General features: G+C 62.7%; 10 protein-coding genes and 1 pseudogene. 8 read left to right on the top strand and 3 right to left on the bottom strand.

What is annotated here, in order from left to right; translation table 11 throughout:
- The 8 genes from K8W16_RS06165 to priA all read left to right on the top strand — a co-directional run.
- A partial coding sequence (locus tag K8W16_RS06165; protein WP_304122137.1) for an alpha-hydroxy-acid oxidizing protein occupies positions 1-686 on the top strand: 686 nt, incomplete at its 5' end.
- Between the two features lie 138 nt (positions 687-824).
- On the top strand, positions 825-1,625 hold the full coding sequence (locus K8W16_RS06160; protein ID WP_304122135.1) for a sulfite exporter TauE/SafE family protein: 801 nt from the start codon (positions 825-827) through the stop codon (positions 1,623-1,625).
- Between the two features lie 7 nt (positions 1,626-1,632).
- Positions 1,633-2,013, top strand: a complete 381-nt coding sequence (locus tag K8W16_RS06155) for a holo-[acyl-carrier-protein] synthase (protein WP_304122133.1) — start codon at positions 1,633-1,635, stop codon at positions 2,011-2,013.
- A 68-nt stretch (positions 2,014-2,081) separates the two neighbouring features.
- Complete coding sequence (locus K8W16_RS06150; protein ID WP_304122131.1) at positions 2,082-3,740, top strand: NAD(P)H-hydrate dehydratase; 1,659 nt, start codon at positions 2,082-2,084, stop codon at positions 3,738-3,740.
- Positions 3,725-4,270 carry a tRNA (adenosine(37)-N6)-threonylcarbamoyltransferase complex ATPase subunit type 1 TsaE gene (locus K8W16_RS06145; RefSeq protein WP_304122129.1) on the top strand — a complete coding sequence of 182 codons (546 nt, stop codon included), beginning with the start codon at positions 3,725-3,727 and terminating at the stop codon, positions 4,268-4,270. Before K8W16_RS06150 ends, K8W16_RS06145 begins: the two co-directional genes overlap by 16 nt.
- A gap of 32 nt (positions 4,271-4,302) precedes the next feature.
- Positions 4,303-5,508, top strand: coding sequence for an aspartate kinase (locus tag K8W16_RS06140; protein WP_304122127.1), 1,206 nt, complete (start codon positions 4,303-4,305; stop codon positions 5,506-5,508).
- A 202-nt stretch (positions 5,509-5,710) separates the two neighbouring features.
- Complete coding sequence (locus K8W16_RS06135) at positions 5,711-6,061, top strand: DMT family protein (RefSeq protein WP_077074030.1); 351 nt, start codon at positions 5,711-5,713, stop codon at positions 6,059-6,061.
- Between the two features lie 101 nt (positions 6,062-6,162).
- The gene (gene priA / locus K8W16_RS06130) at positions 6,163-8,613 is read left to right on the top strand and encodes a primosomal protein N' (RefSeq protein WP_304122124.1); all 2,451 of its coding nucleotides are present in this window, start codon (positions 6,163-6,165) and stop codon (positions 8,611-8,613) included.
- 110 nt (positions 8,614-8,723) lie between these two features.
- Here the strand turns inward: priA and K8W16_RS06125 are convergent, their stop codons facing one another.
- The 3 genes and pseudogenes from K8W16_RS06125 to K8W16_RS06115 form a co-directional block, all read right to left on the bottom strand.
- Complete coding sequence (locus K8W16_RS06125; RefSeq protein ID WP_304122122.1) at positions 8,724-9,146, bottom strand: hypothetical protein; 423 nt, start codon at positions 9,144-9,146, stop codon at positions 8,724-8,726.
- A gap of 18 nt (positions 9,147-9,164) precedes the next feature.
- Positions 9,165-10,115 (bottom strand): aminotransferase class IV, encoded by a 951-nt coding sequence (locus tag K8W16_RS06120; RefSeq protein ID WP_304122120.1) that lies wholly within the window; start codon positions 10,113-10,115, stop codon positions 9,165-9,167.
- A gap of 228 nt (positions 10,116-10,343) precedes the next feature.
- Positions 10,344-10,477: pseudogene (locus tag K8W16_RS06115) on the bottom strand (IS200/IS605 family transposase); the annotation flags it as partial.

Below are 10,477 nucleotides of genomic sequence, written 5' to 3'. Positions count from 1 at the left end.
AGAAGGCCGGCATCATCGGCTGCGGCGGCGACGGCGTGGGCTCCCTCATCCCCGACTGCGCCTTTGCGGCCATACGCAAGGCGGAGGGCTGGGGGATTCCCTTCATCAAGCCCTGGGAAGGCGATTTTCTGTGGAACAGGCTTGAAGCTGCCACGGCCACGGGCTGTCCCGTGGTGGGTATGGACGTGGACGCCGCCGGCCTTGTGACTCTGCGGCTCCAGGGACGCCCCGTCGCGCCCAAAAGTGCCGAGGAACTGGCCGAAATCGCCCGCTTCGTCCATGAACGCGGCGCAAAATTCATGATCAAGGGCGTGATGACCGTGGCCGACGCCCGCATCGCCATAGATTCCGGCGTGGACGCCCTTGTGGTATCCAATCACGGCGGCCGCGTGCTCGACGGCACGAGGGGCGGGGCGGAAGTGCTGCCCGCCATAGCCTCGGCCGTGGGCGACAGAATCCCCGTGCTGGCCGACGGCGGCGTGCGCTCCGGTACCGACGTGCTCAAGCTCCTCGCCCTCGGCGCGAAGGCCGTGCTCATCGGCCGGCCCTTCTCCGTGGCCGCCATAGGCGGGCAGACCGACGGCGTGGCCGCCTATGTGGCTGACATAAAGGGGCAGCTCACCTCGGCCATGGCCCTCACCGGCTGCGCCGACATAAATTCCGTCACTTCCGACATTCTGGCCTGACGATCCGGCCGGCCCGGAAGACCGGGCCGGCCTCATGACTGACGGATTTCCTTTTTTCCTGTCTCCCCATCCTGCCTTTCCCGCCCTGCGCGTCGGAGGGCCGTACGCCGTCCCCTCGGCCGTGCTTCCGAATATCTTATGACCATTCTTTTTCTTTACATTCTCTGCGGGGCCACTGCGGGCTTTTTATCCGGACTCATCGGCATCGGAGGCGGCCTTGTGGTCGTGCCTCTTCTAAACATGATCTTCCGCCTGCAGAACGACATACCGCAGGAGCTCATCATGCACCTTGCCGTGGGCACCTCGCTCTCCAGCATCCTGTTCACGGCCATATCGAGCACGCGTTCCCACGCCCGCATGGGCGGCGTTCTGTGGAAATACGTGCTCGGACTTTCCCCTGCCATAGTCGTCGGTACGCTCTGCGCCTCCTGGCTGGCCTCGCGCATGTCCACTTCCGGGCTGCGAAGCTTCTTCGTCGTCTTCCTCGTGTGCATCGCCACGCAGATGCTCTTCGACTTCTACCCCCACCCGCGCAAAACCATGCCCGGCCGTACTGCTCTTGCGGCGGCGGGCTTCACCATAGGCGGCGTATCCAGCCTCGTGGGCCTCGGCGGGGGAAGCATGTCCGTCCCTTTCCTTCGTTGGTGCGGTGTGGAAATGCGCCAGGCCGTGGGCACCTCGGCAGCCATAAGCTGGCCCATCGCCATATCGGGGACCGCGGGCTTCATTATTGTAGGCTGGGGCGACCCTCTGCTGCCCGCATGGAGCCTCGGCTATGTGAGCCTGCCCGCGACGCTGGGCATAGCCTGCTCCAGCGTCTTTTTCGCGCCCCTCGGCGCGAAGCTCGCCCACACCCTGCCCGTGCCCGTACTACGGCGCTTCTTCGCCGTATTTCTCTATGTCACGGCAGGGGAAATGCTCTGGAATATTCTGCACTGAGGCTATCATGATCCAAGGCACGGGCTTTGACCTCACGGCGCTGCCGCGCATACAAAACTTGCTGGAAACGTACGGCGAACGCTTCCTTTCCCGCCTGCTTACGCCGAGAGAGCGCGCGGCCCTTCCGGCCGCCCCCGCAGCCCGCACGGCCTTTGTGGCGGGAAGGTTCGCCGCCAAGGAAGCCGCGGTAAAGGCCCTCGGCACGGGATTTGCCCACGGCATAGGCATGCAGGAGGTGGAAATACTCACCCTCCCCTCGGGAAAACCAGAGCTCCGCCTGTACGGCGCAGCCCTTGCCAGGGCAGAAAGCATGGGCGTACGCACTGCGCACATCTCCCTTTCCCATGAACGCGACATGGCCGGAGCCGTGGTGATTCTCGAATCCTGACATTCTTCAGTACCCGCGCGACGCCTTGCGGGCAAAAAGGCGCGGCAACGCCGCGCGGAGGAAAAAACATGTTTGTTCCTGTTCCTACGCCGGAAGAAATGGCTCTCTGGGACGCCGGGGCCATAAACGCGGGCATAGCGGAGGAAACGCTCATGGAAAGCGCCGCCCGCGCCGCCATGGACGGCCTGCGCTCTCAGGCTCGGGCCAGAGGCCTTGCGCTTGCGGGCTCCCGCGTGCTCCTTGTGGCAGGCAGAGGCAACAACGGAGGCGACGCCTTCTGCATGGCGCGACATCTCATGGATGCCGGAGCACAGCCCGCGCTTCTCTGCACCCGCCCCCTGGACGATCTGCGCGGCGCTGCCGGGCACTGGATGGAGGTGGCCATAAGGCTCGGCGTTCCCGCCTTCCCTGCCGAAGACTGGGAAAAGGCGATATCCTTTGCGCCCGACATTCTTGTGGATGCGCTGCTCGGTACGGGCTTCCGCGGCGCTCTGAGGGAAAAAGAAGCGCGCCTTGTGGAGAACATGAACGCGCTTCCCTGCCGTCTCGTCCTTGCCGTGGACGTGCCCTCGGGGCTTGACGCGCGTACGGGCCGCCCCTGCCCTCAGGCTGTGCGCGCCCACGCCACCGTGACTTTCCAGGCGGCCAAGCCCGGCCTGCTCATGCCCTGGGCGGAAGCCTTCACAGGGGAAGTGATGGTGCGCCCCATAGGCATGCCCCGCGACGTGGAAAAGGCGAACCCGCCCTCCTTCCGCACCTGGCTTATCCCCGGCCAGAGAGAAAAAGATTCCGGCGCGCCCTACACCGTGGAACACGGCGTCTCCTCCCGAATGGAGAGCCTTTTCAAGCAGCCCGTCGAGGCTCACGCGGACGGCCCGGCGCACAAAGGCGCTGCCGGGCGCGTCATGGTCGCCGGGGGCTGCGCTTCCTATACCGGAGCGCCCTGCCTCGCAGCCCGGGCGGCGCTGCGCGCGGGCGCCGGCCTTGTCAGCGTGGCCGGGCCTGAACCGGTGCTCGGCGTCGCACGCCTTTCCATGCCCGCCGCCGTCATGCAGCCCCTTTCCGACGAGCCCGTATATGAATGGAGCGAGGCCCTCGCCCTGCCCCTTGCCAAGGCCGCGAAAGGCTGGGGCGCGCTGGTGTTCGGCCCCGGTCTCGGCAGAAGCGACGGAGCTGCCGCTCTGGTCGGAGCGCTTCTGGATATGCCCCATCTCCCGCCCATGGTACTGGATGCCGACGCGCTCTTCGCTCTGGCGAAAAAGCCGGAGCTTCTTTCCCGCCTGCGCCCCTGCGACGTGCTTACCCCGCACCCCGGGGAAGCCGCCACCCTGCTCGGCATCTCCGTAAAAGAAGTGCAGAAAAACCGCTTCTCCGCCCTGGAAGAGCTCTCCCGCCTGGCATGCGCCGTATGGGTACTGAAGGGGGAAGGCACGCTCATCGCCGTGCCTCATGAGCCCTCCGTGATTTCCCCGTGGCAGGTGCCGCAGCTTGCCGTGGCCGGTTCCGGCGACGTGCTCGCAGGCATCATCGGCGCGCTCATGGCGCGAGGGAACAACCCGGGCCTTGCCGCCACGCTCGGCGTATGGCTGCACGCGCTCTCCGGCATGAGCCTTTCCCGCGCATTTCCCCTGCGCGGCAACGACCCCCGCGAGATAGCGGACGCCCTGCCTCTCATCGCGCATCTGGCGGGAGAACCCGGCAAGGAGGATATATGCGCCTTATTCTGACTTCTCCTGAAGACACCATGGAACTCGGCTCCATGCTGGCAAAGGCCATGATCGCATCAAGCGTGCGCAACCTGTACCTCTTCGCCGACCTCGGCGGCGGCAAGACCACGCTCGCCCGGGGCTTCGTCTCTGCACTGCCCGGCGGAGAACAGGCCGAAACGGCCAGCCCCAGCTTCACGCTGTGCAACGTGTATCCCACGCACCCGGAAACGCTCCATGCCGACCTGTACCGCCTTTCGGAAGGTGCGTCCCTTCCGGAAGAAATGGAGGAAATGCTGGAGGACGGCGACCCGTTCCTGCTTCTGGAATGGCCGCAGTACCTCGCCCCGGAGCGTCGGGCGGCGGAAAGGCTCGACGTATCGCTCTTCCCCGTAGACGGGGAGAGGGCAAAACAGCTGGACAACGCCGACAAATCATGCAAAGCTTCTCGGCTGGCAAGCATCGAAGCCAGAGGGGAGAAGGCGGATGCGCTCCTGCGCAGCCTCAGCCCCGAGCTCCAGATGCGTTTTTTGCCTGCGGATGAGGCTTAACCGTTCCTTATCTCCTTTTTTCAGGATGTCCTATGCGTATTCTTGTGCAGAAATTCGGAGGATCTTCCGTCGCCGACCTGGAGTGCATGAAAAAGGTGCGCTCCAAGGTTCTCGCCGCCCTTGAGGAAGGCAACAAGGTGGTGGTTGTCCTTTCCGCCCGTTACGGCCAGACCAACAGTCTGCTGGAAAGGGCCTACCAGTGGTCGGACGAACCAGATCCCGCGGAACTTGATGTTCTGCTTACTACCGGCGAGCAGGAATCGGTGGCGCTTTTTTCCATGCTCCTGCGCGACTCAGGAATAAAGGCCCGCTCCTTCCTGGGGTTCCAGTTGCCCATCGTCACCGACGACGCCTTCGGCAGCGCCCGTATCGACACCATCAACGCCGATACCATTCGCGAGGCATTCCAGACCTACGACGTGGTCGTCATGGCCGGGTTCCAGGGCCGTACGCCCGACATGCGCCTCACCACCCTGGGACGCGGCGGTTCCGACACCTCCGCCGTAGCCATTGCCGCCGCCCTGGGCGATGACACCATCTGCGATATCTATACCGACGTGGACGGCGTGTATACCACCGATCCGCGCATGTGCAAAGATGCCCACAAAATGGAGCGCATAAGCTACGACGAAATGTTGGAAATGGCCTCCATGGGCGCCAAGGTCCTGCAGATCCGCTCCGTAGAAATCGCCGAAAAATATAATGTTCCTGTCCGGGTGCGTTCCACCTTCTCAAACGATCCGGGCACGCTGGTCACCAAGGAGGACAGTATGATGGAGTCCGTGCTCGTTTCGGGCATAGCATTTGACAAGGATCAGGCCAGGGTCACGCTCCGCGACGTGCAGGACCGCCCGGGCTCCGCGGCCAGCATCTTCAGCCCGCTGGGCAATGCGGGCATCGTGGTGGACATGATCATCCAGACCGCCAGCCGTGACGGCGTGACCGACATGGCCTTCACCGTATCCCGCAAGGACCTGAAGCGCACCCTGGACGTGCTGGAAAAGGCCGCTCCCGCGTGCAGCCGTATCGAACATTCCTCCAACATCGCCAAGGTTTCCGTGGTGGGCGTGGGCATGCGCAATCACAGCGGTGCAGCCAGCCGCGCCTTCGATGCCCTTTACAAAGCGGGCATCAACCTCATCATGATCAGCACCTCGGAAGTGAAGATCTCCTGCCTTGTGGACGAATCCGACCTGGAACTTGCCGTGAACGTCCTGCACAAGGAATTCGATCTGTAGGCCGACCGGAGTTGTCCGGCAACGCCGTTCATCAAAGGGGAGCATGCTCCCCTTTCTTTTTCGGACTTTTGCCGGGCTCTCCCGCTTCAGAATGCCGGAGGGCAAAAAAGCCCCGGCACAGCCTTCTTTCCGGTACACAGGGTGCCGGGAGGCCACCTTCCCCATCATCAAATGCTCCAAGGGCGTATACCAGAGAGCCGCCATGACGCTTCATCTCCCCATTCCCCTCATCACCGTCGTCCTGCTCATAGGCTCCAACATCTTCATGACCTATGCCTGGTACGGGCATCTGCGCCATCACTCCCTCACCTTCATAGGCGCCATTCTCGTCAGCTGGGGCATAGCCTTTTTTGAATACTGCCTCCAGGTACCCGCCAACCGGGTGGGATACGGGTACTTTTCCGCTGCCGAGCTTAAAACCATCCAGGAAGTCATCTCCCTGACCATTTTCGGTATCTTTTCCACGGTGTACCTCGGTGAAAGCCTCACCTGGAACCATGCCATAGGCTTCGCCCTCATCGTAGCCGGAGCCTTCTTCGTGTTCAAAGGCTGAGCGGGCAGTACGGGGAAGGACTTTTCTCCCGAGAATACCCGAGAAGCCGCGTCCCGGGGGTTCCTGCTGCGTGAACGCCCTGCCCGGATAAGGACAAACGCATGATCTGCCACGTCGCCCTGTGCTCCCCTCCTTACGCCACGCTGAGCTACCTTACTCCCGAGGAATTCCCGGGCTTCCGCTGGGAGGCAGGCATGCGCGTGGCCGTCCCCCTGGGCAACGGGGCCATACGCGCGGGAGTCATCATCGCCGTGGATTCCGAAAGTGGAGACTCGGCGAGAAGCGGCTTTTTTTCCGGTCAGCACAGCATACAGGCCAACGGAGAAATCACCCTGCGTCCGCTCACCTGGCCGATGGAAAAAACGCCGCTTCTCCCCGTCGACTATATGGACACCGTGGCGCAGCTTGCGGCGCGCCAGTATTCCTCCCCGGGCCGCATACTCGGCACTCTTCTGCCCCAGGGGCTGAGGATCACGGCGCGCATCCGCCTCCGCCAGTACCTGCCCGACCTTAACGGCAAAGGACGCAGGCCGAGACTTCTCGCCCTGAGGGATATCCCGGCCCTGCCTCCTGCTGAGAAAGCGGAACTTGCTCGGGATTTCATGGACGGCCGCGCGGAAATGCTCATGCTGGCGGAAGACGCGGCCGAGGGCGAACTGTGCTCCCTGGCCTGCGACCCGCCCTGGCCGCTGCGGCCTAACGCGGTCAGACAGCGCGAAGTGCTGGACTGGCTGCTCAGGAACGGAACCGTGCCCCGCAGGAAACTGCGCGAGTCCCTGCCGGACAGTGCGGCGGCCCTGACGAGCCTTGTGAAAAACAAGCTGGTGGAGCTTCGCCCCTGCGATGCGGAAGAAGAGGCCGAGCCCGGGGAAGAGCTGCTCCCCCCGCCGGAGCCTCCCTTTGCGCTCAATGAGGAGCAGCAGGCCGCGCTCAACGGCTTCGGCAAGGCCATGGATGCCCTTGCCGAAGGGGAAGACCGGCCCTCCCCACACCTTCTTTTCGGCGTCACGGGCAGCGGCAAGACGGCCGTATACCTGGAACTCGCCCACGCATGCCTTCTGAGGGGGCGCTCCGCCCTTATCCTCGCGCCGGAAGTGGCCATAGCCCTCAAACTCCGGCGCGACGCCTCGGAGCGCTTCCCCGGCACGCCGATATTCTTCTATCACGGCTACCAGAGCCAGCAGCAGAGGGAGCGGACCTTCCGCCGCCTTGCCGCGCGCAAAGAGCCGTGCCTCATCATCGGCACGCGCTCGGCCCTTTTTCTCCCCATGCCGCCCCTCGGGGCCATAGTGCTGGATGAAGAACACGACGGTTCCTTCAAGCAGGAAGACCGCCTGCCCTATCAGGCCAAGGAAGTGGCCTGGGAGCGGGCGCGCAGGCACAAGGCTCTGCTCATCCTGGGTTCCGCCACACCGGATATCAAAACCTTCCACGCTGCCATGGAGGGTGCACTTCCCCTGGCAAGGCTGACTCACCGAGCGGGAGGGGGAAATCTGCCCGCCATAGAACTCGTGGATATCAAAGAGCAGCCTTCCTCGCGCCTGCTTTCCCCCCGCGCCGTGGAAGAGCTGCGGGAAACGGTGAAGCGCGGAGAACAGGCCGTGGTGCTGCTCAACCGCAGAGGCTATGCGCCCCTCATGTACTGCCTGGACTGCGGCACCGTGGCCCGTTGCCCCCAATGCGATATCGCCCTTACCTACCATAAAAAGCGCGAACAGCTGGTCTGCCACTACTGCGGCCACACCCGCCCCTACCCCTCTCCCTGTGAAAAGTGCGGGGGCATGAATTTTCTGCCCATGGGCGAAGGTACGGAAAAACTGGAAGAAAGCCTGGCCGGCGAAGAACTGGCCGGCGCGCTCCCCCCCGGCGGCCGCGTGCTCAGGCTGGACCGCGACAGCACGGCAAGGCCCGGCCGCATGGAGGAAATCCTTTCCGCCTTCGCGCGGCAGGAGGCACAGGTACTCGTCGGCACGCAGATGCTTTCCAAGGGACACCATTTCCCCAACGTCACCCTGGCTGTTGTGGCCGACGGCGACATGGGCCTCAACATGCCCGACTACCGTTCGGCGGAGCGCACATTCCAGCTTCTGGTACAGTCCTCAGGGCGCGCCGGACGCGGCGAGAAGCCGGGGCGGGTGCTCATACAGACAAGGGATATCCATCATTACTGCTGGAACTTCGTGGAACACGGCGACTATGAAGGCTTCTACGAACACGAAATCGCCCTGCGCGAGCAGCGCCGCTATCCGCCCTTCGTCAAGTTGGCCCTCATACGCCTTTCCTACCCCTGGGACTGGAACGAAGGGCAACGATGCGTGAACGCCTTTGCTTCCGCCCTGCGGAAGCACGGCAGGGCCCTCGGGCTTACCGTGCTCGGTCCGGCCCCTGCACCCCTGGCCCGCGTGCAGGGCCGCGCGCGCTTTCAATGCCTCATCAAGGCGGGGGCGTGGCATATCGTGCGACAGGCCTATGCCCTGGCCCTCAGGGATATCGGCCGCCCCCAACACGATATGCGCATTTCCCTGGACCTTGATCCGGTGAACATGCTCTGAGAGCACCCGTTCCCTCATGACCTTTCCCCGCTTCTAGTGCATGAAAAGGCCGGGCAGTCCTCATTCGGACTGCCCGGCTCATGACTCCCTAAGGATTTCCGTACCGTTAGTTAGAACTTATACACATCCAGGGAAATAGCCGAGGAAGGCTCTCCGTCCTCGCCGGGGAAGACGCGGGCGCGCACCTTGTCGCCCTTCTTCAGATCGGCGATTCCCTTCTTGGTTTCCCAGGTGAAGATATCGGCATACACGTTTTCAATGAGCGTGTTGTCCGTCACCTTAATGGTGGAAACATCGCCGTCCTTGTCCTTGAGGGAGAAGGTGCCGTTCTTCACATCCACATTTTCCACCACGCCGCGTTCCACCAGGAACAGGGGGAAGGTGACCACGATTTCCTCGCTGGGGGCCACGATCACAAAGGGGGTGTCGGCCACGGTCTGCTTCGCCTTGGGAGCTGTGTCGGCGGCGAAGGCCAGCGCAGGGGCCAGGATGATACCACAGCAAAAACCGGTGAACAGAGTTTTGATGCGCATAAGTTCCTCACTTGTTGATCATTCGAGGAACGGCACGCCTCCGGTCACAAGAGCGTCATGCAGCAGATGGCGCAGCCTGTCCGCCATGGGACCGGGGCGGCCGTCGCCTACAGGCTTGCCGTTGTAGTGCGTGACCGCCACGCACTCGCATGTAGTACCAAGTACCAGAATCTCGGAAGCCTGTTCCAGTATTTCTTCTGTGATATCAGTGAGAACTACGCTCGTGAACGCCTTGGCCAGATCCATGGCCAGAAGTGCCGTGGTACCGGGCAGGGCATGGCGGAACTTCGGAAGAAGAATCCTCCCCTCCTTATCCGCCATGGCCACGTTGGCAATGGCCGCCTCGGCAAGGTATCCCTGCTCATCGAAGGAAAAAGTGAGATCCACGCCCTTTTCCCTGGCTTCCATGGCCATGAGGGCATTGGCAAGATAGTTGGTGGACTTTATCTGTGCAAGCCACTCCTGCTTGGCTGGTATGTCGCTTTTCGCTGCAGTGAGCCCCTTCTGCCAGAAGGATTCCTGAAGCGGCCTACCCTTTGTGGCCACTACATACAAGCTTGTTTCTGGACATTCGGCGGGATCCACGCCGAGGCCGCCGCAACCGCGGCCGAGCAGAACCTTCAATCCGCCGCTGGCCTCTCCGCCTTCTTTCGCCACGCAGAGCATGATGCTCCGCACCTCTTCCCACGAACAGGGCGGCGAGAGTTTCAGCCTTTCGGCAGAATGTCTCATACGGGCAAGATGCGCGTCGAGCTGCACAATACGCCCCTCAAGGAAGGAAAGACTTTCAAAAATAGCATCGCCCCTGTGCACCATATGGTCGTCCAACGGTACCAGAAGAAGCCTTGCGTCCTTGCAGACGGCTCCCATGCGATGTTCATAGAACGCCGTGACCTTTGCCGCGCCTCCGCGCGGCAGCTCCATCAGCTTAGCCGTCCATGCGGCGGCGTCAAGAACAGGAACAGACATGATCACCTCTCAAACTGGCCGCAGGGCCAGGATTCACGCCCGGCTGAAATCCTGAAGGCGCACCCCAGGTGCTATAGCGCAAAACCTGCGGGGAGTACAGCGCACCCCTCTTTTCCAGACAAAAGGGGCCCCACCGGCATAGCCGGTGGTTCCTCTTATGCGCCTGTAAGGCTTTCTTATCAGCCGCGCCCTAGCAGGCGCATGTACGGTCTGACATCTGCATTTCTGTTACCGGCGGCCCGTAAACGGGCTTCCGGCGTATGGGATGCTCAGCTGTTCGCCGAGTTTATCCTCGGACAGTTGATGCCTGATGTACTCAGCTATCTTTGCCTTATTCTTACCCACCGTGTCGACATAGTAAC

It is taken from the genome of Mailhella massiliensis, from assembly GCF_020741395.1.
GTDB classification, from domain to species: Bacteria; Desulfobacterota; Desulfovibrionia; order Desulfovibrionales; family Desulfovibrionaceae; genus Mailhella; species Mailhella massiliensis_A.
Note: the sequence above shows the minus strand (reverse complement) of the source record. Positions and strands in the feature narration are given on the sequence as shown.

Excerpts from the sequence above, each read along its gene's own strand:
- K8W16_RS06160 (WP_304122135.1), top strand. The coding sequence starts at position 825 with ATGACCATTCTTTTTCTTTACATTCTCTGCGGGGCCACTGCGGGCTTT.
- K8W16_RS06155 (WP_304122133.1), top strand. The coding sequence starts at position 1,633 with ATGATCCAAGGCACGGGCTTTGACCTCACGGCGCTGCCGCGCATACAA.
- K8W16_RS06150 (WP_304122131.1), top strand. The coding sequence starts at position 2,082 with ATGTTTGTTCCTGTTCCTACGCCGGAAGAAATGGCTCTCTGGGACGCC.
- K8W16_RS06145 (WP_304122129.1), top strand. The coding sequence starts at position 3,725 with ATGCGCCTTATTCTGACTTCTCCTGAAGACACCATGGAACTCGGCTCC.
- K8W16_RS06140 (WP_304122127.1), top strand. The coding sequence starts at position 4,303 with ATGCGTATTCTTGTGCAGAAATTCGGAGGATCTTCCGTCGCCGACCTG.
- K8W16_RS06135 (WP_077074030.1), top strand. The coding sequence starts at position 5,711 with ATGACGCTTCATCTCCCCATTCCCCTCATCACCGTCGTCCTGCTCATA.
- priA (WP_304122124.1), top strand. The coding sequence starts at position 6,163 with ATGATCTGCCACGTCGCCCTGTGCTCCCCTCCTTACGCCACGCTGAGC.
- K8W16_RS06125 (WP_304122122.1), bottom strand. The coding sequence starts at position 9,146 with ATGCGCATCAAAACTCTGTTCACCGGTTTTTGCTGTGGTATCATCCTG.
- K8W16_RS06120 (WP_304122120.1), bottom strand. The coding sequence starts at position 10,115 with ATGTCTGTTCCTGTTCTTGACGCCGCCGCATGGACGGCTAAGCTGATG.